The 24909-nt window shown below is 34.7% G+C and carries 13 protein-coding genes; all 13 read left to right on the forward strand.

Annotated features, from left to right (window positions below; all coding sequences use genetic code 11):
- Nucleotides 1-2583, forward strand: a 2583-nt coding sequence (locus J2W48_RS05385) for a gliding motility-associated C-terminal domain-containing protein (protein WP_310279163.1), incomplete at its 5' end; no start/stop codon positions are given.
- 54 nt (nucleotides 2584-2637) lie between these two features.
- Nucleotides 2638-3546, forward strand: coding sequence for a PorP/SprF family type IX secretion system membrane protein (locus J2W48_RS05390; protein ID WP_310279165.1), 909 nt, complete (start codon nucleotides 2638-2640; stop codon nucleotides 3544-3546).
- A gap of 11 nt (nucleotides 3547-3557) precedes the next feature.
- The gene (locus tag J2W48_RS05395) at nucleotides 3558-5498 is read left to right on the forward strand and encodes an OmpA family protein (RefSeq protein ID WP_310279167.1); all 1941 of its coding nucleotides are present in this window, start codon (nucleotides 3558-3560) and stop codon (nucleotides 5496-5498) included.
- A gap of 172 nt (nucleotides 5499-5670) precedes the next feature.
- A complete protein-coding gene (locus J2W48_RS05400) occupies nucleotides 5671-6171 on the forward strand; it encodes a helix-turn-helix domain-containing protein (protein WP_310279169.1) in 501 nt (166 codons plus the stop codon).
- Nucleotides 6172-6427: 256 nt separating this feature from the next.
- On the forward strand, nucleotides 6428-6721 hold the full coding sequence (locus J2W48_RS23065) for a transposase (protein ID WP_409025168.1): 294 nt from the start codon (nucleotides 6428-6430) through the stop codon (nucleotides 6719-6721).
- Between the two features lie 229 nt (nucleotides 6722-6950).
- Complete coding sequence (locus J2W48_RS05405) at nucleotides 6951-7433, forward strand: RNA polymerase sigma factor (RefSeq protein WP_310279170.1); 483 nt, start codon at nucleotides 6951-6953, stop codon at nucleotides 7431-7433.
- Nucleotides 7434-8176: 743 nt separating this feature from the next.
- Nucleotides 8177-10912: a T9SS type B sorting domain-containing protein gene (locus J2W48_RS05410; RefSeq protein ID WP_310279172.1), complete on the forward strand. Its 2736-nt coding sequence runs from the start codon at nucleotides 8177-8179 to the stop codon at nucleotides 10910-10912.
- Nucleotides 10913-10968: 56 nt separating this feature from the next.
- A complete protein-coding gene (locus J2W48_RS05415; protein WP_310279174.1) occupies nucleotides 10969-11874 on the forward strand; it encodes a PorP/SprF family type IX secretion system membrane protein in 906 nt (301 codons plus the stop codon).
- 12 nt (nucleotides 11875-11886) lie between these two features.
- Nucleotides 11887-13827, forward strand: coding sequence for an OmpA family protein (locus tag J2W48_RS05420; RefSeq protein WP_310279175.1), 1941 nt, complete (start codon nucleotides 11887-11889; stop codon nucleotides 13825-13827).
- A gap of 231 nt (nucleotides 13828-14058) precedes the next feature.
- Complete coding sequence (locus J2W48_RS05425) at nucleotides 14059-14484, forward strand: CBS domain-containing protein (protein ID WP_310279176.1); 426 nt, start codon at nucleotides 14059-14061, stop codon at nucleotides 14482-14484.
- Nucleotides 14485-14644: 160 nt separating this feature from the next.
- The gene (locus J2W48_RS05430; protein ID WP_310279178.1) at nucleotides 14645-16936 is read left to right on the forward strand and encodes an NADP-dependent malic enzyme; all 2292 of its coding nucleotides are present in this window, start codon (nucleotides 14645-14647) and stop codon (nucleotides 16934-16936) included.
- Nucleotides 16937-17001: 65 nt separating this feature from the next.
- Nucleotides 17002-17583, forward strand: coding sequence for a Holliday junction branch migration protein RuvA (ruvA, locus tag J2W48_RS05435; RefSeq protein WP_310279181.1), 582 nt, complete (start codon nucleotides 17002-17004; stop codon nucleotides 17581-17583).
- A 24-nt stretch (nucleotides 17584-17607) separates the two neighbouring features.
- Nucleotides 17608-24837, forward strand: a complete 7230-nt coding sequence (gene sov, locus J2W48_RS05440) for a T9SS outer membrane translocon Sov/SprA (RefSeq protein WP_310279183.1) — start codon at nucleotides 17608-17610, stop codon at nucleotides 24835-24837.
- Nucleotides 24838-24909: the final 72 nt, after the last annotated feature.

A 24909-nucleotide genomic window follows, 5' to 3' on the forward strand; every position in this document is an offset into this window, starting at 1 on the left:
TATGCTGTAGACGGTGGCGCTTTTGCTCCATTGGCTTCGGCTACTTTTGATGTAACTGCCGGAACCCATACCGTTGTGGCCAGGGATGCTGTTTCATTGTGTACTTCGGCCACGGCTACTTCAGGATCTGTCAATGCGACCCCTGTGGTACCTGCTGATCCAACACTGACAATTGCCCAGCCAACTTGCGGTGTTTCGGGAACGCTTACTATTGACAACTATACTAATACAACCCAATATTCTGTAGACGGTGGTGCTTTTGCTGTACTGCCTGCTGGAACTTTTGCTGTAACTGCCGGAACCCATACTGTTGTGGCCAGGGATGCTGTTTCGTTGTGTACTTCGGCCACGGCTACTTCGGGACCTGTCAATGCGACCCCTGTGATACCTGCTGATCCAACACTATCAATTGCCCAGCCAACTTGCGGTGTTTCGGGAACGCTTACTATTGACAACTATACTAATACAATCCAATATTCTGTAGACGGTGGCGTTTTTGCTGTACTGCCTGCTGGAACTTTTGATGCAGCTGCCGGAACCCATACCGTTGTGGCCAGGGATGCTGTTTCCTTGTGTACTTCGGCTACGGCTACTTCGGGATCTGTCAATGCAACGCCTGTGGTGCCTGCTGATCCAACACTATCAATTGCCCAGCCAACTTGCGGTGTTTCTGGAACGCTTACCATTACCAATTATAATGCAGCGACTGAGTATTCTGTAGACGGTGGTGCTTTTGCTGTACTGCCTGCTGGAACTTTTGATGTAACTGCCGGAACCCATACCGTTGTGGCCAGGGATGCTGTTTCATTGTGTACATCGGCTATGGCTACTTCAGCTTCAATCAATGCAACGCCTGTGGTGCCTGCTGATCCAACACTATCAATTGCCCAGCCGACTTGCGGTGTTTCGGGAACGCTTACTATTGACAACTATACTAATACAATCCAATATTCTGTAGACGGTGGCGTTTTTGCAGTTCTGCCTGATGGAACTTTTGATGTAACTGCCGGAACCCATACCGTTGTGGCCAGGGATGCTGTTTCATTGTGTACATCGGCTATGGCTACTTCGGGACCTGTCAATGCGACTCCTGTGGTACCTGCTGATCCGATAATAAGTTCTGTAATACAGCCAACTTGTAATATTACTACAGGAAGTTTTACAATATCAAATTATGATGTTGCCAATATTTATAATATTACTCCTATAGGGGCTACACTCGACACAACAACAGGAATTGTAGTTGCAGAAGTAGGTACTTATAATTTAATAGCAACTATGAATGGTTGTAGTTCTGTAAGTTCAAGTGTTGTTATTAATTCTAAAGTATGTGCTGAAGACGATAACACCTTTGCAACCCAAACCACCGCTGCAAGCCCTGTTACAGTTGGGAATGTAACAGACAATGACACCCTGAACGGACTAGCAGTTGCCGGATCAAACACCGATGTAACGCCAATTACGACAGGTCCGCTTAGTATTGATGCCAACGGAGTATTGACTTTAGCGGCAAACACCGTATCGGGCACTTATAGTATTGTGTACCAGTTGTGTGTGAGCGGGGCCGTACCGTCCAATTGTGATGATGCTACCGCTACAGTGGTGGTCAGCAACCCAGTAATTTTGGCTGTAAATGATGGTTTGGTGGCAATAGATGGAATTAACGGATCATTAGATTTTATTAATATTTTAGATAATGATTTATTAGATGGAATAGCGATTAATCCAGCTGACGTAAATATCTATATTGTCCCAACGAACCCTTATTTTGAATTTAATCAGGATGGTACAGTGAGTGTAAAGCCAAATACTCCCGGAGGAGATTACACATTTACATATCAGATTTGTGAAAAAAATGATCCATCCAATTGTGATTCAGCAACATTAAATGTTTTTGTTGAAGTTCCGGCAATTGCAATTATTAAAACGGCAACATTTAATGACGAGGACAATAGTGGATATGCAAATGCAGGTGAAACGATTACCTATAATTTTACGATTACAAATACAGGAAATGTTCCCTTATATGGAGTAACGGTTACGGATAATTTACCAGGGGTTGTTGTTTCAGGACAGTCCATTAATTTACAGGCTGGTGAAACTGATAATAATACTTTTACGGCTTTGTACATTATTTCACAAAACGATATTAATAAAGGAAGTGTAAGTAATCAGGCTGTTGTAACAGGACAAAGTGCAATGGGTGTTGTTGTGGAAGATAAATCAGATAACCAAAATAATATTGAAGATAATCCAACGGTTTTAGGAATATCAGGTTGTGTTATCAAAGCATTTAATGCAGTCTCTCCTAATAATGATGGACTAAATGACGAGTTTAATATTCGGGGTATTGAATGCTATCCTGACAATACTGTCGAAATTTATAATCGTTGGGGTGTTCTGGTATTTGCAAAAGACGATTATGATAATGTTAACGGAACTTTCAAAGGGATATCAGAAGGTAGAACAACAATTAAACAATCAGAAAAATTACCTGTAGGAACTTATTTTTACATTTTAAAATATAAAGATAGTGATGCAAAACAGCATGAATCAGCAGGATATTTATATCTAAGCAATTAAATTAAATAGATGATTTACTGTTTTTGCAGTAAGTCATCTAATAAAAATGATAAAATGAAAAAGATAGTTTTAGTTTTTGTGTTTTTTACTGCTATAGGTTTTGCTCAACAAGACGCACAGTATACGCAATATATGTATAACACTATAAATGTCAATCCAGCTTATGCCGGGTCCCGTGGCGTTATGAGTATTTTTGGTTTGCATCGTACGCAATGGGTTGGTCTTGATGGGGCACCTACAACTAATGCAATATCTGTGAATACCCCTTTAAATGGTGAAAGTTTAGGATTAGGGGTTTCTATTGTAAATGATAGAATTGGGCCAACTAATGAAACTACTATTTCTACAGATTTGTCCTATACTATTCGAACTTCTGAAACTTTTAAACTTTCATTCGGAATAAAAGCAACTGCTAATTTGTTTAATATCGATATTAACAAATTAGAGATAAAAGATCAGGACCCTCAATTTCAAAATGCAGACGGGAAATTTTCTCCAAACATAGGAGCAGGTGTTTATTGGCATTCTGATAAAGCATATATAGGTTTGTCTGTCCCTAATTTTATCGAAACTAATCGATACGATAATGATGAAGTCGCTATTTTTAAAGAAAAAATCAACTATTACTTTATAGCAGGTTATGTATTTAATTTAGATCGTTTGGAATACATCAAATTTAAACCGGCAATATTAACTAAATTGGTTGAAGGTGCGCCATTACAGGTGGATGTCTCAGGAAATTTTATGTTTAATGACAAATTTGTTTTAGGATTAGGATATCGCTGGAGCGCTTCGATAAGTGCTATGGCAGGATTTCAGATTACCGAAGGATTGTATATTGGTTATGGATATGATCATGAAACAACAAGGTTACAAAAATACAACTCAGGTTCTCATGAGGTTTTTCTGCGTTTTGAATTGTTTAATAGTTACAGTAGAATTACTTCACCAAGATTCTTCTAATATTTAATAGTATGAAAATTAAAAAATCAGGTTATACTGCTTTATTGTTGATGCTGGTTTTGACTGCTAAAGGGCAAAAAAACAAAATCACAAATGCAGACAAAAAATACGACAAATATGAGTTTGTCGATGCTATTCAGGTATATGAAAAAGTAGCAGAAAAAGGTTATAAGGATGAAAAAATGTTTCAACGGTTAGGCAATGCTTATTATTTTAATGCAGAGTTGACAAAAGCAGTAAAATGGTATGATCAGCTTTTTGTGTTAAATACAGAACAAGAACCAGAATATTTTTACCGTTATGCACAATGTCTTAAATCTGCGGGGAATTATAAAAAAGCGGATGAAATGCTTGAGAAATTCAATCAAAAGAGAACTACTGACAAACGTGGAATATTATTTGAAAGCAACAAAAATTATCTAGAAGACATAAAAGCAAATTCAAATCGTTTTGAGGTTACAGATGCAGGAATAAATTCAACGATGTCAGATTATGGCAGTACAATCTTGAATGATAAAATAGTTTTTGCATCGGCACGTGATACAGGAGGCGTTGTTAAAAATACTTTCAAATGGACTAATAAATCGTTCACTAATTTATACACAGCAGCCTTACTACCAGATGGAACTGTTGGAAAACCGGAACGTTTTCAAAAGAATATCAATTCTAAGTTTAATGAATCAACACCCGTTTTTACCCAGGACGGTAAAACAATGTATTTTACCAGAAACAATTTTATAGATGGTAAAAGAGGAAAAGATGATAAAAGAATAACACTGCTAAAGTTGTATAAAGCGACTTTTGTAAATAAAAAATGGCAGGGTATCACAGAACTTCCATTTAACAGTAACCAATATAGTGTAGCACATCCCACTTTAAGTACTGATGAAAAAACATTGTATTTTGCATCAGATATGCCCGGGACTTTAGGACAATCTGATTTGTTTAAAGTAAATATAAATGAGGATGGAACTTTTGGTCAGCCTGAAAATTTAGGAACAGCCATTAATACGGAAGGAAGAGAAACATTTCCTTTTATATCTGGTGACAACGAATTATATTTTGCGAGCGATGGCCGACCTGGTTTAGGGGGGTTAGATATATTTGTTTCAAAAATAAATTCAGATTTAAGTTTTGGAGAGGTACAAAATGTTGGAGAGCCAATTAATACAAAACAGGATGATTTTGCTTTTGTAATTAATACCAAAAACAGAAATGGTTTTTTCTCATCAAACAGGGAAAACGGAAAAGGTCTTGATGATATTTACAGGTTTACCGAAACGAAAAAACTGCCATGTAAACAATTGCTGTCAGGAACTGTTTCTGATTCAAAAACGGGTGAACTACTTGCAGACTCAAAAGTAGTTTTACTTGATGAACAATTTCAGGTAATAGCTGAACTGACTTCAGATTTAAAAGGGAATTACAGCTTTTCTGATGTGAATTGTGATAAAAAATACTATGTCAGAGTTTCAAAAACTGATTATGAAACGAATGAAGGTCAGGTAAATGTTGAAAACGTATCCGGGGAAACAATTTTAATAATACAATTAGAAAGGAGAATCAAACCAATTACGGTAGGAACAGATTTGGCTAAAGTGCTTGAAATCCCAATTATTTATTTTGATCTGGATAAAGCAACTATAAAAAAGGAATCTGCTTTTCAGTTAGAAAAAATAGTTGAAATATTAAATCAATATCCTGATCTTAAATTAGATATCCGTTCGCATACAGATAGCAGGCAAACTGCTCAATACAACCAGATTTTGTCTGACAAAAGAGCAAAATCTACCATAAAATGGCTAATTGAAAATGGAATAGCTTCAAATCGATTAACAGGAAAAGGATATGGAGAAACCCAACTTGTAAATCAGTGCTCTGATGATATTAAATGTAGCGAGGAAGAACATCAGCTTAACAGGCGAAGTGAATTTATTATAACAAATATGTAAATTTAAATACATCTTTAAAAAAGCCTTTTTATTTGGTCAAATATATTAATTTCCGAAACCGTCTTTTTCTTTTATATTATACCAATTATGATTGTAAAATAGCCTGATTTAATCAGGCTGTTTTTTTGTTTTAAATTAGACTTATTTATAAATATAAATTATATATTTGATTATGGCAAAAGCAAAACTTATACTGGTAAAAGAAAGTGAACAAGAACTTAAGTTGTTAATGAGAAAACAACCAGTTCATTTAAAAAACCGAATACAAATGTTATTGGTTTTAAAAAGGAGTGAAATATTATTAAGTAAAGACGCTCTCTCTAAAATTTTAAAAATTAATCATAACACTGCTCAAAAATGGAGAACTTCCTATTCTAAAAATGGACTTGAAGGTTTACTCTCGCATGGTAGAATCGGTTTTAAACCATCTATAATTAGTGCTGAACTGCACCAGGCAATAGAAAGCCGTTTGCATTCTCCTAAAGATGCTTTTACCTCATATATTGATTTAATTCAGTGGATAACCGAGAATTACATGCCGGAAGGCGTTAACTATCAAACAATAAATAGTTATGTAAAAAGACATTTTGGTGCCAAAATAAAAGTTGCCCGTAAAAGTCATGTGAATAAAAATGAACTTGCTGTAGATAGTTTAAAAAAAACTTCCCTTTAATTCTTGAATCTGTTTTAAAAAATGCCTCCGCAGATTTTTCATTCTTTAATCTTTATGTTCAGGATGAAAGTCGGTTTGGATTATTCACCAGAAACGGAAAATCTCTAACGGCAAAAGGAGTTAAGCCAATTTGTGCTTACCAAAATGTATTTAAGTCAACTTATATTTTTGGGGCTTTTTCACCCTATAATGGTGATAGTTTAGTGATGGAGTTACCTTATTGTAATGGTGATAATTTTCAAATATTCTTAAATGAATTTTCAAAAAAAAGAAACCTGAGGAATTTAAAGTCATTGTTTTAGACAACGGAGCGTTCCATAAGGGAAAATCATTAGTGATACCAGAAAATATAGCCTTGCTTTTTTTTCCTCCTTACTCTCCAGAGTTAAATCCAGCTGAATTAGTTTGGCTAAATATGAAACGAAAAACAACAAATCAAATTTATAAAACAATGGAAGAACTTAAAATAAACCTAGACCAAATAGTAGAGACTTTAATCACAAAAGAATTTATTATGAGTCTTTGTGGATTTAGTTATTTTTTTAAATAAAATAAGACTAATATATATTCATAATTTGTATAACATTTGTTTGCCTATTTAGCCTTTTTAGTTAACTCAGAACTGTAGTTCAAAACTAATTTTTCAATAAACGAAATAACAGTAAATGCCATTCCAACTCAAAACAACAATATAGATAAACAGGTGATGAAAAGTCATTTTCTTTACTTTTGAAAAGTATTATGGTGATTTAATTACGGAAACTCATTTTGTCGTTTTATTGAAAGAGTTCAGGATTGTGTCCAGGACGTATTTGCAGATGTTTGGTTATATCGTGAATCTTTGCAGGAACCAGATAGTGGTAAAGGCATATTTATTGTCAAGTGTACGAAAGAGAATTGCACGTTTGTACGAACGGGACCATATTTTTAGAAAAACTACAACTACAGATTCAATTGAATTTCTTTTTGATTTTTCTGTGGAGCATGAACTTATAGCTGATGAAGCAACTGCTGAACGTGTTTTGCATCTCAATAAATTATTAAACGATTTGCCTCCACGTCAAAAGGGGGCTTTGTTTTTAAGGTATAACCAAGGATTGAGTGTAGAACAGGTAGCAGAAATGTTAGATGTTAATTATCAATCGGCAAAGAATCTTTTGCATCGCGGATTACTTACTCTTCGTAAGGAATGGAAAGGGAATTTTTTCGATTATTGCATTTGCTGTCTTCAGGTGTTTTTAAATTTATTTAAAAGAAAATAATATTTATATATATATAAATAGGTGAGTACATAATCACCAAGCTGTCCTCTGTGTTTTTGTAACCTTCAATTTATCAACCGAATAAAAAAACATAAACAACTGACATTATATTATGCGATGATAGTGCCAGCAACCACCATAGCACTAGTCGGGAAGAGAATACTGAGTCTGCCGCAAAGCTGATTTGGAGTAAATAAGGAAGGCTTTTATCTTCAGGTTTTTTGGATTCATATTTAAAGAAGCCTGAAGCGATAAGAGTCATCAACATTTTTTGAACTTTACATTTATTAACTATATAACCACAATCTATTGTGAGAAAACCATTTGTTTTATCGTTCCGATCATTTATGAGCGGACTTTATTTTGCAATTATTATGTGTGGGCTTTTATTGTCCACACCAGTCAGAGCCCAGTTGCCGACAGCCCAACAGATTTCCAGCCAGATGAAGGTTGGCTGGAATCTTGGCAATACACTTGAAAGCCCTGATAGGGAAACCAGCTGGGGAGGAGCAATTACCACTCAGGCCCGTCAACAGATACTGAAAAAACAAATACCCTGATGAATGCTTTACCAACGGATCAGATAGCTAATCGTTTGATAGTTGAGGTACATTTTTACTCGCCTCCCCAATTTCAATTTGCCATTTTGAAACAAGATGTGGACTGGGGTATTTTAGATTTTGTTTTTAACAATTAATAGCATAAGGTTACTTTAAATAATTGTCCATTTTATATTTCTATTTATGAAAAAAATTTTACTGCAAAAAAACATTTCATTTCTTTTTTTTAATAATATTCTGAAAAAAGGGTTCTTTTTATATTTGTTTTTTGTTCTTTTTTTAACAAAAGCAGATGCACAGATAATTTTTAATGAGAATTTTGGAAAAACTACTGTTCGTCAAACGTCTCCCTATGTGCCTTCAGGATCTTATACTTTTGGGAGTCCTGCAGGTACTGCCAATGATGGAGGGGGTATACTTGGTAGGTTTTATAATCGTTCTGTGCATTTAGAAAAAGATAGTTGTTATAGACTTACCTTTGGGACGCATTTTGTAGTCGCCAGCTCTACAATTACTTTTGAAGCTCTGGATGTTACCTCTGGTACCTTGTTAAATACGCATACATTTCCTTGGATTGGGACAGAAGATAATTACTGGACTCAATTTAGTTATGATTTTAAAATTCCTGCGGGATGTTCAAGTTCTGATGTAAAAATTGTATTAAGGATTAGTGATAATATAGGTAATAATTATTATATTGACGACTTTCCATTAGAAAAATTGGGAACTTGTACAGCTACTAATATTACTTGTCCAGCAGATACTTCACCTCCTGATAATGATAATGATGGGGTTCTGGATAGTTCTGATTTAGATGATGATAATGATGGTGTTCTTGATACGGATGAGTGTAATTCTTCTCAACGAATTACGAATACCAGTTTTACTGATGAAGGTAATGGTGTAAATATTAGTTCTGTTTCAAATTGGACGCTGAGTGGTGGTACATTATACGCAGATATCAATGGAATTCAATTTGAAAATAATAATAGTGCTCAAACATTTTCACAAAATATCACTAATTTTTATTCAGATGTAAATGGAAAAAAAATAATTAATGTTTCGTTTATTTCTAAGACAGATTCGCCTGTTTTAAATTCAGATAATATTCAGTTTACAATTGGATATAATGGTTTTGACTATGCCAGAATTGAAACGGTAAGAGAAGCAACATCAACTTCTTCGACTACTGCTACAATAACATATTTAAATGGTGCTACTGGAAATTTAGTTAGTCCCATCCCTCATGATAATAGAACGGGAGCCTCAGTGCCTATCCAAAATCTTCAATTGTCTATACCAGTAGATACACCTTCATCTGGTGCGGTATCATTTTTCTTTGATTCTCATTTAACAGGAAATCCTACAGATAATATTAATGACGATGATGTGCTTTTAGTTTCAGTATCTGTAAATTCATGTACGGATTTTGATGGCGATGGGACTCCGAATTATTTAGATTTAGATTCAGATGGAGATGGTTGCTCAGATGCCAATGAATATTATAATTCTAGTACAGCCGATGGAGGAGATGGTGGTGTTTATGGTGTGGGGGTATCAACTGTAGATGCTACAGGAAAAGTAATTGGTCCAGTTGCTGCTCCATATACTGGAACTTATACAAATGCAATAAGCGTTGGTACAGCAAGTATATTAAATTCTTCCACGCCAGCAGATCAAACTACAAACGCAGGTGGGAATGCAACATTTACGACAACTGTGACTACGGCAGGATCAGGTACAACGCAACACCAATGGCAAATAAGTACAGATAATGCTACTACTTGGACTAATATAACAAATGGAGCCCCATATTCAGGAGTTACAACAGGAACTTTAATTGTTACTGGAGCAACTACAGGAATGAATGGTTACAAGTATAGAGATTTGGTTTCGCAAAGTAATAGAATTTGTGCTGTAGAATCACGAATCGCTACAGTTGTTGTAGATAATGATATTCTTGCTACTAATGATGGTTTGGCAACAGTTGATGGAATTAATGGATCATTGGAGTTTATTAATATTTTAGATAATGATTTGTTGAACGGATTACCGGTAAATTCATCAGATGTGGTTATTTCATACCCAACAAGCCCTTATTTCGAATTTAATTCAGATGGTACAGTGAGTGTAAAACCAAATACTCCCGGAGGAGAGTACACATTTACATATCAGATTTGTGAAAAAGCAGACCTGTTAAACTGTAGTACGGCAACATTAAATGTTTTTGTAGAAGTACCCGCAATTGCAATTATCAAAACGGCAACTTTCAATGATGCAGATAATAGTGACTATGCAAATGCAGGAGAGACAATTACGTATAATTTTAAAGTAACCAATACAGGTAATGTTCCATTATCCGGAATAACGATTACAGATCCTTTACCGGGAATCGTAGTTTCAGGACAACCAATTAGTTTGGCCGTAAACGAATCTGATGAGCATACATTTACAGCAACATATACTCTTTTACAATCGGATATAAATAAAGGAAGTGTTACCAATCAGGCTATTGTGACAGGTAGTAGTATTGTAAAAGGAGTGGTTGTAGAGGATAAATCAGATAATCTGAATAATCTTGAAGATAATCCAACAGTGATAAGTATTGAGGGCTGTGCTATTAAAGTATTTAATGCAGTTTCTCCTAATGGTGATGGTGATAATGATGAGTTCTATATTCGAGGTATCGAATGTTATCCGGATAACACGGTAGAAATTTATAATCGTTGGGGTGTTTTAGTATTCGAAAAAGACCATTATGATAATATAAATAATGCTTTCAAAGGAATATCCGAAGGCCGTACAACAATTAAAACATCGGATGGTTTACCTGTTGGAACTTATTTCTATATTTTGAAGTATAAAGATAGTGATGCTAAACAGCATGAATCATCTGGTTATTTATATCTAAGTAATTAATAAATAAATGGCTTGCTATTTTTTATATGGCAAGTCATTTAAATAAAAATAATTAAATGAAAAAGTTAGTTTTAGTTTTCATGTTTTTTTCTGCTATAGGTTTTGCGCAACAAGACTCGCAGTATACGCAATATATGTATAACACGATTACGGTTAATCCGGCATATGCAGGATCGCGGGGAATGTTGAGTATTTTTGGCTTGCATCGTTCACAATGGATTGGTTTAAAAGGTGCTCCAAGAACAAATGCATTTTCGGTTAATACACCTTTAAATGGTAATCATTTAGGGTTAGGAGTATCGATTGTAAATGATAAAATCGGGCCCACAGTTGAAAATACATTTTCAGCAGATTTGTCCTATACTGTCCCTGCTTCAGAAACGGTTAAACTTTCTTTTGGAATCAAAGGAACCGCCAATTTATTTAATATTGATATGGACAAATTGGATATAAAGGATCAGGGAGATAAACAATTTCAAAATTTAGACGGAAAATTTTCTCCAAATATTGGTGCGGGTATTTATTTACATTCGGATAAAGCCTATGTTGGTTTGTCTATTCCTAATTTTATAGAGAGTGACCGATATGATGATGATCAAGTTGCTATTTTTAAAGAAAAGATTAATTATTATTTTATTGCAGGTTATGTTTTTGATATAAACCCGTCAATTCAGTTTAAACCGGCATTACTAACCAAATTAGTACAAGGAGCACCATTGCAGGTAGATGTTTCGGGTAATTTTATGTTTGATGAAAAATTTGTTTTAGGGCTTGGATATCGTTGGGACGCATCAGTAAGTGCGATGGCAGGATTTCAGGTTTCCGAAGGATTGTATATCGGATACGCTTATGATCATGAAACGACAAGGCTCCAAAAATATAATTCAGGATCTCACGAGATTTTCCTGCGTTTTGAGTTGTTTAATAGTTACAGTAGAATTACTTCACCAAGATTCTTTTAATATCCGAATGTTATGAAAGTTAAAAAAACAGGATTTACTGCTTTATTATCATTATTTGTTTTGACAGCAATTGCTCAAAAATCAAATCTTATAAAAGCAGATGAAAAATACGATAAATATGCTTATATCGATGCTGTTGCTGTATATGAAAAGGTAGCAGAAAAGGGATATAAAGACGAAAAAATGTTTCAGCGTCTTGGAAATGCCTATTATTTTAATGGAGAATTGACAAAAGCAGCAAAATGGTATGATCAGCTTTTTGCTATGAACGCAGAACAGGAGCCGGAATATTTTTATAGATATGCACAATGCCTTAAAGCAGATGGCAACTATGAAAAGGCAGATAAAATATTGGAGGAATTCAATAAAAAAGTAAGCACGGATAAGCGTGGAATATTATTTGAAAGCAATAAAAATTACTTAGAGGTAATTAAAGCAAATTCAAATCGTTTCGAAATTGCAGATGCCGGCATAAATTCGGTTTTGTCAGATTACGGGAGTACTATTTTAAATGATAAATTAGTTTTTGCCTCAGCACGGGATACAGGGGGAGTTTCCAAAAAAACTTTCAAATGGACCAATAAATCTTTTACGAATTTATATAGTGCAGTTTTGATGCCGGACGGAAGCGTAGGAGCACCTGAACGCTTTCAAAAGAATATCAATTCAAAATTTAACGAATCGACACCTGTTTTTACCCGGGATGGTAAAACAATGTATTTTACCAGAAATAATTTTTTGGATGGTAAAAGACAAAGTGATACAAAAAAAGTAACACTGCTTAAGCTTTACAAAGCGATTTTAGTTGATGAAAAATGGCAAAATATAACGGAACTTCCTTTTAATAGTGATGAGTTTAGTGTAGCACATCCGGCTTTAAGCCCTGATGAAAAAACCTTATATTTTGCATCAGATATGCCGGGAGCTTTCGGACAGTCTGATTTGTTTAAAGTTAGTATAAATGAAGATGGTACTTTTGGAAAACCTGAAAATTTAGGCTCTGAAATAAATACCGAAGGAAGAGAAACCTTTCCTTACATATCAGGCGATAACGAGTTGTTTTTTGCAAGCGACGGGCGGCCAGGCCTGGGCGGTCTGGATGTATTTGTTTCAAAAATAAATTCTGATCTTAATTTTGAGGAAGTTCAAAATGTTGGAGAACCAATAAATACAAAGCAAGATGATTTTGCTTTTATAATTAACAGCGAAACCAGAAATGGCTTTTTCTCTTCGAATAGAGAAAATGGACATGGTCTTGATGATATTTACAGATTTAAAGAAATAAAAAAACTGATATGCAAGCAAGAGTTAACAGGAATCGTTTCCGATTTGGGAACTGGTGAAATACTGGCAGGTTCAAAAATAGTTTTGCTTGACGAACAATTTAAATCCATAGCAGAAGTTCTGTCAGATTCAAAAGGAAGTTATATTTTTTCGGATGTTAATTGTGGAAAAAAATATTATGTAAGAGCTTCTAAAGTGGATTATGAAACTAAGGAAATTCCGATTACTGTTAATAAATTATCAGGAAAAACTACACTACCGGTTCAATTAGAAAAAAGAATTAAACCAATTGAAGTGGGAACAGATTTGGCTAAAGTGCTTGAAATCCCAATTATTTATTTTGATCTGGATAAAGCAACTATAAAAAAGGAATCTGCTTTTCAGTTAGAAAAAATAGTTGAAATATTAAATCAATATCCTGATCTTAAATTAGATATCCGTTCGCATACAGATAGCAGGCAAACTGCTCAATACAACCAGATTTTGTCTGACAAAAGAGCAAAATCTACCATAAAATGGCTAATTGAAAATGGAATAGCTTCAAATCGATTAACAGGAAAAGGATATGGAGAAACCCAACTTGTAAATCAGTGCTCTGATGATATTAAATGTAGCGAGGAAGAACATCAGCTTAACAGGCGAAGTGAATTTATAATTATAAGCATGTAACTAACCAGATAAAAAGGCTTTTTAAATTTGAAAAAGTCTTTTTGTTTGACGAAAAGGTTGTGTTATTCATAAAAAAAACAGTAGAAATCATTCTTTCATTGTTGGAATATTTTTAAATTATGAAAAACAGCTTATTATATTAAAAATGAGATTCTTAGAAGTTAAAACTTATTGGCCGTTGTTTTTTGTATTCCTTTTTTTTTAACTTTATAGTCCTAAAATTTTTCACATATGACTGTAAATCAAATACTAAACACAAAAGGAAGAAATGTTTATTCCATAACTTCGGCTACAACAGTTTATGAAGCTTTGAAAGTAATGGGAGAAAAAAACATAGGAGCTATCCTGGTTATTGATAATAACAATTTGAAAGGAATATTGTCTGAAAGGGATTATGCCCGAAAAATAGTTTTAAAGGATAAATCATCAAAAGAGACTTTTGTTCATGAAATCATGGAAAGTACTGTTTTTACTGTAAAGCTTTCAGATAATTTAGAAGCTTGCATGGAGCTTATGAGTACGAAAAGAATCAGGCATCTGCCTGTCTTAGAAGATGAATTAGTAGTAGGAATCATTTCGATTAGTGATGTAGTTAAAGCCATTATCGATATTCAAAAAGAGACCATCAACTATTTAAATTCTTATATTTCACAATAAAAAAACAAAAAAACAAAATGCTGAAAAATAGCCCAAAAATTTATTGGGCTATTTTTTTATGCTCTTACCAAAGATATCTTTAGGAAAAGAATAAAATAAAACATCCTGTTTTAAGACAAGTCTTATATCTTTGTAGGGCAAAATAAAAAAGCGAAAACGAATGAATAAAGACAGTAAAAGAAGAGAAGCATTATTATATCACTCAGAACCAACTCCTGGGAAAATTCAAGTAGTTCCAACTAAAAAATATGCAACCCAAAGAGACTTATCTTTGGCTTATTCACCAGGTGTTGCCGAGCCTTGTTTAGAAATCGAAAAAAATATTGAAGATGTTTATAAATATACAGCTAAAGGGAATTTAGTTGCCGTAATCTCTAACGGAACTGCAGTTCTTGGGCTTGGAGATATTGGTCCTGAAGCATCAAAACCAGTAATGGAGGGAAAAGGACTGTTGTTTAAAATTTTCTCGGACATTGATGTTTTTGATATTGAAATAGGAACAAAAGACGTAGAAGAATTTATTCAGACGGTAAAAAATATTGCCCCAACTTTTGGCGGAATTAATCTGGAAGACATTAAGGCGCCGGAATCTTTCGAAATCGAAAGAAGACTGGTAGAAGAATTAGATATTCCGGTCATGCACGATGATCAGCATGGAACAGCAATCATTTCTTCTGCAGCTTTAATCAATGCGCTTGAATTAGCGGGGAAAAAGCCAGAAGATATAAAAATGGTAGTTTCTGGTGCAGGTTCTGCGGCGATAGCTTGTACTGATTTATATGTTTTGTTAGGTGTTAAAGTTGAGAACGTTTTAATGTTCAATAGTAAAGGACTTTTAACAAAAGATAACCCTTCACTGTCAGAATTGCAATTGAAGTATGCTGTAGATGGTGCAAAAATTGATTTAGTAGAAGCTGTAAAAGGAGCAGATGTCTTTATAGGATTATCTTCAGGAGATATTCTGTCTGCAGAAATGTTATTGACAATGGCCGATAATCCTATCGTTTTTGCAATGGCAAATCCGAATCCGGAAATCGATTATAATTTAGCTGTTGAAACGCGTAAAGATGTTATCATGGCTACAGGACGTTCCGATTTTCCTAATCAGGTAAATAATGTTTTAGGTTTTCCATATATATTTAGAGGAGCGCTGGATGTTAGAGCTACAAAAATTAATGAGGCAATGAAAATGGCAGCTGTTAAAGCCTTGGCTTCATTGGCTAAAGAATCTGTTCCAGAACAGGTTAATGTAGCTTACGGTGCAACAAAATTAGGTTTTGGTCAGGAATATATTATTCCTAAACCATTTGATCCCCGATTGATTACTATTGTAGCGCCTGCAGTTGCACGGGCTGCAATGGAATCCGGAGTAGCAAAAAATCCTATTACAGATTGGGCAGCTTATGAAGATGTTCTTCGTGAACGTATGGGGAACGATAATAAAATGGTACGTTTGATTACGAATCGTGCTAAATTAGATCCTAAACGAATTGTTTTTGCTGAAGCAGATCAATTAAATGTATTAAAAGCAGCACAAATTGTTCATGAAGATGGAATTGGTCTACCAATTTTATTAGGAAATAAAGAGATAATTTTAGAATTAAAAGCGGAACTGGGTTTTGATGCCGAACTTGAAATCATCGATCCAAAAACAAATGAAGAAGAAGCAAGACGTAACAGATTTGCAACTTCATATTGGGAAACCAGAGAGCGCAGAGGAGTTTCATTGCTTGATTCACAAAAATTTATGCGCGAAAGAAATTATTTTGCGGCAATGATGGTCAATAAAGGTGAGGCTGATGCTTTGGTAACAGGCTACTCAAGAAGTTATCCAAGTGTATTAAAGCCAATGTTGCAGTTAATCGACAAAGCGCAGGGAGCTTCACTTGTTGCAACCGCCAACATGATGCTTACGTCACGCGGACCAATGTTTTTATCAGATACTGCTATCAATATTAATCCAACTTCAGAAGATTTAGTAAATATTGCAATTATGACAGCTAAGACAGCTAAAATGTTTGGTATCGAGCCAGTAATCGCAATGGTTTCGTATTCAAATTTTGGTTCATCAACCCATCAAAATGCTTCAAAAGTAAGAGAAGCAGTGGCATATTTACACAAAAATCATCCTGAAATGATTGTTGATGGAGAAATCCAGGCCGATTTTGCTTTAAATCCGGAAATGCTTCAGGAGAAATTTCCTTTCTCCAAATTAGCAGGCAAAAAAGTAAATACACTGATTTTTCCTAATCTGGAGTCGGCAAATATTACTTATAAATTGTTAAAAGAATTATATAAAGTCAATTCTATTGGTCCAATTATGTTAGGGATGGGTAAACCTGTTCATATTTTTCAATTGGGAGCCAGTGTAGAAGAAATGGTCAATATGGCAGCAATAGCCGTTATCGATGCACAGGAAAAAGAAAATAAGAAGAATAAATTAATGAATTAGTACATAGTAATTAGTACTGTTAATATTGTCTTAATTTTGTTATATTTGACACCATAAATTATACTATGATAGCACATTTGCAAGGCAAACTAGTTGAGAAAAATCCAACAGATGTTGTGATTGATTGTGGGGGGGTTGGATATCAGGTAAATATCTCTTTACATACTTTTTCGCTGATTCCAAATACAGATTTTATAAAATTATATACGCATCTTCTAATCAAGGAAGATGCGCATACTTTATATGGTTTTGCAGAAAAATCTGAAAGAGAAATATTCAGAATGTTATTGTCTGTTTCAGGAATCGGAGCCAATATAGCCAGAACGATGCTGTCTTCTATTGAACCAAGGCAAATTATTAATGCAATTGCTTCCGGAGATGTCGCTGTTATTCAGTCTATCAAAGGAATTGGGAATAAAACAGCACAAAGGGTAATACTTGATTTAAAAGAAAAAGTATTAAAATTATACGATTTGGATGAAGTTTCTGTAGTTCAAAACAATACAAATCGAGATGAAGCGTTATCTGCTTTAGAAGTTTTAGGTTTTATTAGAAAAACCTCTGAAAAAGCAGTTGAAAAAATTGTGAAAGAAGACCCGGAAGCAACCGTAGAAACTATTATCAAAAAAGCTTTAAAAACTCTATAAATTATTATAAGACACTTGAATTGTATGCGTAAAATTTTACTTTTTTTACTTGTTTTATTCTGTGGCAGCGTATTGCGTGGACAGGTAAACCAAACAATTCAGGATACAGTGAAAACAGGATTCTCCGTTGGTAAAATGGAAATCGAAAATCCGCCAAGCATACTCTCAGCTTATAAATATGATCCTGTTACAGACAGATATATCTATACAAAATCTGTTGATGGTTTCTCTATTGATTATCCTATCATTTTAACACCTAAAGAATACGAAGATTTACTTCTGAAAGAATCCAGAAGAGATTATTTCAAGCAAAAAATGAATGCTTTAGATGGTAAAAAAGAAGGAAGCGAGGAAGCTAAAAAGGATTTACTTCCCCGATACTACATTAATTCAGGTTTCTTTGAATCTATATTTGGTAGTAATACAATTGATGTAAAACCTACAGGTTCTGTTGAGATGGATTTAGGTTTGCGTTATTCTAAACAAGATAACCCATCATTTTCTCCAAGAAACAGATCGAGCCTGACTTTTGATTTTGATCAGAGAATCAGCATGAGTTTAATGGGTAAAGTAGGTACCAGATTAGAGGTAAATGCTAATTACGATACTCAATCTACATTTGCTTTTCAAAACCTGTTTAAACTTGCTTACACACCTACCGAAGATGATATTATTCAAAAAGTCGAAGTGGGTAATGTTAGTATGCCTTTAAACAGTACTTTGATTCGTGGTGCACAGAGTTTATTTGGGGTAAAAACACAATTGCAATTTGGAAAAACAACAGTGACCGGAGTTTTTTCTGAACAAAAATCGCAAACAAAAAGTGTAGTTGCCGAAGGTGGCGGAACCATCCAGAATTTTGAATTATTTGCATTGGATTATGACAATGACAGGCACTTCTTTTTATCGCAATATTTTCGAAACAAATATGATGCTTCATTACGAAATTATCCTTTTATTGATAGCCGGGTTCAGATTACTAGAATCGAGGTTTGGGTTACTAATAAACAAAACCGGGTTAGCACTACAAGCAATAATCTAAGAAACATTATTGCGCTTCAGGATTTAGGAGAAGCAAGATTAACAGGACTTACGGATTCTGAAGTAGTTGTTGTTAATCCTTCCGCAACTTTTTTTAATAAGCCTCAGGATTCTCCCACAGACAACACTAATAATCAATACAATCCGACTTTAATTAATAATGGAGGTTTTTTAAATTCTAATATCAGGGAAATTGTTAGCGCAAAATCCGGTTTCAATAATCCTAATGTAAATGAAGGGACTGATTATTCAGTACTTGAAAATGCCCGAAAATTAACGGCGAATGAATTTACTTATCATCCCCAATTAGGTTATATTTCCCTGCAGCAGCGTTTGGCCAACGATGAAATCTTAGCGGTTTCATATGAATATACCGTTGGGGATCAGGTTTATCATGTAGGTGAATTTGGTAGTGACGGTATAGACGCTACTGTAGTTACCGGAAGTAGCGGCAGTAATAATCAGGCGGTTATTACCCAGAGTTTGATTTTGAAAATGCTGAAAAGCAGTTTAACAAATATTCAGAATCCGGTGTGGAATCTGATGATGAAAAATATTTATCAGATACCGGGAGCCTATCAAATTAAACAAGACGATTTCAGGTTTAATATTCTTTACACGGATCCTTCGCCAATAAATTATATTACACCGGTAATCGGGAGCAATTTTCCTTCTAATCCTACTGTAGAAAACAGAGTAGCAGATACGCCATTATTGAAAGTGTTTAATCTGGATAAATTAAATTACAATAATGATCCGCAAGTAGGGGGTGATGGTTTTTTTGATTATTTACAGGGGATAACTTTTGATGCCCAGAACGGAAGAATTATTTTTACAACAAAAGAACCTTTTGGAGAACTGCTATTTGATAAACTGGAAAATTCAGGAATGGGAGAAAATTATAATGATCCTACGACATATAATCCTAATCAAAGAAAATATGTGTTTAGAAACATGTATCGAAACACACAGTCAGGTGCTTTACAGGATAGCGATAAAAATAAATTCTTATTGAGAGGAAAATACAAATCTACAGGAAGCGATGGTATTCCTATCGGTGCTTTCAATGTTCCTCAGGGCTCTGTAGTAGTAACTGCAGCCGGAAGGGTGTTGGTTGAAGGGATTGATTATAGTGTCGATTATCAATTAGGAAGGGTACAGATTTTAGATCCGTCTTTGCAGGCTTCGAATACACCTATAGAAGTTTCACTGGAAAACAATTCGGTTTTTGGACAGCAAACCAGAAGATTTATGGGGTTAAACGTAGAACATAAAATATCAGATAATTTTATAGTTGGCGGTACTTATTTAAAAATGACAGAAAGGCCTTTTACTCAAAAATCGAGTTATGGACAGGAATCAGTAAACAATACTATTTTTGGTTTTAATGGAAATTATTCAACCGAGATCCCATTTTTTACCAGACTGGTTAATAAGCTGCCTAATATTGATACCGATGTTCCTTCTAATCTTTCAATAAGGGGAGAAGTCGCTTTTCTGAAACCTGATGCGCCAAAAGCAAGCAATTTTCAGGGAGAAGCTACTATTTATGTTGACGACTTTGAAGGTTCTCAATCTACTATCGATATGCGATCAGCTTATGCGTGGAGCCTGGCTTCAACACCCTTTATTAATTCAGTCAATGATAATACTTTTGGGGCAGCATCAAATAGTCTGGACTATGGATTTAAAAGAGCAAAAATGGCTTGGTATACCATTGATCCTGTTTTTTATACTCAAAAGCCATCAGGAATTTCAAATGATGATTTGTCTTTAAATACAACCAGAAGGATTTACAGCAAGGAATTGTACCCGAATACTGATATTGCGCAAGGGCAATTACAGATTGTAAACACTCTGGATTTGAGTTATTATCCATCTGAAAGAGGGCCGTATAATAACAATCCTAATTTTAGCACAGAACCGGGAACTACTAATTTCGGTGGAATTATGCGTGGTTTAAATTCAACCAATTTTGAGCAGAGTAATGTGGAGTATATCCAGTTTTGGGTGCTCGATCCTTACGTAGGAAACGGAGCTGCACAAACATCAAATACAGGAAAGATTTATTTTAACTTAGGTGAAATTTCAGAAGATATTTTAAAGGATGGCAGAAAACAATACGAAAACGGCCTTGGTCCTGATCAGATATTAGTAACGCCTCAGCCTCTTTGGGGAGATGTCCCTGCCTCTCAGTCATTAATTTATGCATTTGATACAAACGCGCAAAACAGAGCTAATCAGGATGTTGGGCTCGATGGTTTGCCAAATAGTAAAGAAGGTGCGGTTTATACAAATTATGCTTCAGAACCAGATCCGGCTGCAGATGATTATACCTTTTATCTAAATACTTCAGGAGGAGTTAAGGAGCGCTATAAAAAATATAATGGTGTTGATGGTAATTCTGCTGTTGATATAAATGATCCCAACAGAGGATCTTCCACCTTACCGGATGTTGAGGATATCAATCGTGATAATACAATGAATACCATTAATGCATATTATGAGTATAGCGTTAATATGGAATCCGGTATGAAGGTAGGGCAAAATTATATTACCGATATAAGGGAAGTAAATAATGTAGAATTACCAAATGGAGGAACTACAACAGCAAGATGGATTCAGTTTAAAATACCGGTTTCACAACCACAAAATGTAATCGGAAATATTTCTGATTTTAGATCAATCCGTTTTATGCGAATGTTTATGACAGGATTTAGTGAAGAGGTAACGGTACGTTTTGGCGCTTTGGATCTGGTAAGAGGTGAGTGGAGAAGATATGAAAGCAGTCTTGATATAACAGATACGAATCCGAAAGATGACGGGACAGATTTTGATGTATTGGCTGTAAATCTTCAGGAGAATAACACAAAATGCCCAGTCAATTATGTTATTCCGCCAGGGGTTCAAAGAGAGCAATTATATAATAATAACACTATAATCAATCAAAACGAACAGTCATTAGCGTTAAGAGTTTCAGGCGGCGGTTTAGAATATTTTGATTCAAGGGCTGTTTTTAAAAATGTAAGCCTTGATATGCGTCAGTATAAAAAGCTTAAAATGTTTCTGCATGCTGAATCATTAAAAGATGAAACGGAATTAGGAGATGATGAAATGATCGGTTTTATTCGTTTTGGAAATGACTTTACTCAGAATTTTTATCAGGTTGAAATTCCTTTAAAGGTAACTCAAACCGGCGGATCTTGTGCTGTAAATCCTGATCAGGTCTGGCCTGAGGATAACGAAATGAATTTAATCCTGGATTTATTGACTAAGATGAAAATCAAAGCGATGTCTATTCCAGTCGATTCCGATAAAAGGGATAGTAATGGGGTTTATTATCCGGATAATGATCCTGATGTTATTGGAGGTGATGGAGATAATAAAATGATCTTAGGTATAAAAGGTAATCCTAATTTTGGTTTGGTTCGAAATCTAATGGTGGGTATTAAAAGTAATTCAGATACTAAAAAAGTAAAAGGAGAAGTTTGGTTTAACGAACTTCGGTTGGCCGATATGGAAAACAAAGGTGGTATGGCTGCGATATTAAATGTTGATACCAATATGGCTGATTTTGCAACTTTTTCAGCCACTGGACGAAAAAGCACGATTGGTTTTGGTTCGCTTGAACAAGGGGCAAATGAAAGGGACAGAGAGGATATTCAGCAATATAACATTGTAACAAATTTGAATTTAGGGAAATTACTGCCTCAAAAATGGGGAATCAATTTACCTTTTAATTATGCTATTGGAGAGGAAATAATCACGCCTGAATATGATCCGTTTAATGAGGATATCAAATTGAAGCAATTACTGGATGAAACCACAGACAAAGAAATAAAGGACAACTACAAAAACAGAGCGATAGATTATACTAAACGAAGAAGTATAAATTTTATCGGTGTTCGAAAAGACAGGGCTCAGGAACAAAAACCACATGTGTATGATGTTGAAAATTTCACTTTTTCACAATCATATAATCAGGTAGAACGTCATGATTATGAAATTGAGGATTATGAAGATGAGCAATCCAGTTCAACTGTAAACTATGCTTACACCTTTCAGCCAAAAGAAGTGGTGCCGTTCAAGCAAACCAAATTCATGAAAAAAAGCAATTATTGGAAGTTGCTGAGCGATTTTAATTTTAATTACCTGCCCTCCAATATTTCCTTTAATACAAATATCTTAAGACAGAGCAATCGTCAGCAGTTCAGACAGGTTCAGGATGTTCCTGGAATTGGCCTTGACGCTCTTTACAGAAGGAACTTTGCTTATAATTATCAATACGGCTTTGGGTTTAATTTGACAAAATCCTTAAAATTGAATTATACAGCGGCTTCAAATAATATTGTGAAAAATTTCCTGAATGATGATAATTCCCCAAAAGAAGATTTTAATATTTGGGATGATTATTTTGATATTGGAACACCTAATCAGCATACGCAGCAATTAGTTTTAAACTATGATATTCCAATTAATAAATTGCCAATTTTTAGTTTCGTTAAGGCAAATTATTCTTATACGGCCGATTATAACTGGCAGCGTTCCTCGTCTGCTTTTGATAATATTGATATTGGAGGTGTAGAATATAACTTAGGAAACACGATACAAAACGCCAATTCAAATACATTAAGCACAACGTTTAATATGAATTTGCTCTATAAATATTTAGGTTTAACGCCTGGTTCTAAATCAGCTGCTAAACCTAAACCAGCCGGCCCACCAAAACCTGGTGAAAAAATAGTTAATACCAATAATACGGCACCTAAAAACAGACCATTTTTTGACGCTATGATTGGAGTTTTGACTAGTGTAAAAAATATTCAGATCAATTATACTGAAAACAGCGGTACAGTTTTGCCTGGATATACGCCAAGTGTTGGTTTTTTAGGGACATCAAGACCTTCATTAGGATTTGTTTTTGGTAGTCAGGATGATGTGCGTTATGAAGCTGCGAAAAATGGCTGGCTGACGACTTATGATAATTTTAATCAAAATTTCACTCAGGTAAATAACAAGATACTCAAGATGACTGCCAATATTGACTTATTTCCTGATTTTAAAATTGATTTGAATATGGACAGATCTTATTCTGAAAATTATTCAGAACAGTATAATGCGGATCCGATTACTGGATATCAGTCTTTATCTCCGTATACGTATGGAATGTTCTCAATCTCCACAGTATTAATCAAAACAGCATTTTCTGCAAGTGATGAAAATGTATCTGCCGCTTTTGATGATTTTAGAGAAAACAGGCTGGTTATTGCCAATCGCCTTGCTGAGGAGCGTTACGGCGCAGTAATCCCAAGGTACGATGCCTCTTCACTTCCGGCAGAAAATCCTAGTGCAGATTTAGGGGATGTAGCCAATCCAAATAATGCAGAAAGAAAAAGAATTATTTCAAACGATGGTTATCCAATAGGGTACGGAAAAAGCAATCAGGCAGTTTTGCTCCCTTCTTTTTTAGCAGCGTATTCCGGTGGTGATGCCTCTGATGCCTCAACAGGTATTTTTAAAAGTTTCCCAATTCCAAATTGGAGTGTGAAATATAATGGACTGATGCGTTACAAATATTTTAAAGACAGGTTTAAACGGTTTTCATTACAGCATAATTACCGTGCTTCTTACACCATAAATCAGTTCAGGTCTAATTTTGATTATAATGAAAATCCGGACGGACAGGATGTAAATAACAATTTTTACAATAAGACAATTATGTCAAATGTGAATTTGGTAGAACAGTTTAGTCCACTTATCCGAATGGATTTTGAGTTGAAAGGATCGCTTAGGGTACTTACAGAGGTTAAAAAGGACAGGGCTTTATCTATGAGTTTTGATAATAATCTGTTGACGGAAGTAAAAGGGCTTGAATATGTGGTAGGACTAGGATATCGTTTCAAAGATGTTATTTTTTCGTCAAGTTTAGCTGATAACCCTACCGGAATCATAAAAAGTGACATTAATATTAAAACAGATTTTTCATACCGAAATAACCAGACATTGGTTCGTTATCTTGATTATGACAACAACCAATTAGCTGCAGGGCAAAATATCTGGTCTGTAAAACTTACAGCTGATTACTCTTTTAGTAAAAATCTGACAGCCATATTTTATTACGATCATTCATTTTCAAAAGCGGTTATTTCCACGTCATTTCCGTTAACTAATATTCGATCAGGGTTTACACTCCGTTATAATTTCGGAAATTAATTTTGGGATTCTAAACCATATTTCATTAGAAGATTGTTACATTTGTGGCTTAAAAATTCAATTATCAATTTT

The sequence above is a fragment of the Flavobacterium piscis genome, assembly GCF_031457575.1.
Taxonomy (GTDB): domain Bacteria; phylum Bacteroidota; class Bacteroidia; order Flavobacteriales; family Flavobacteriaceae; genus Flavobacterium; species Flavobacterium piscis_A.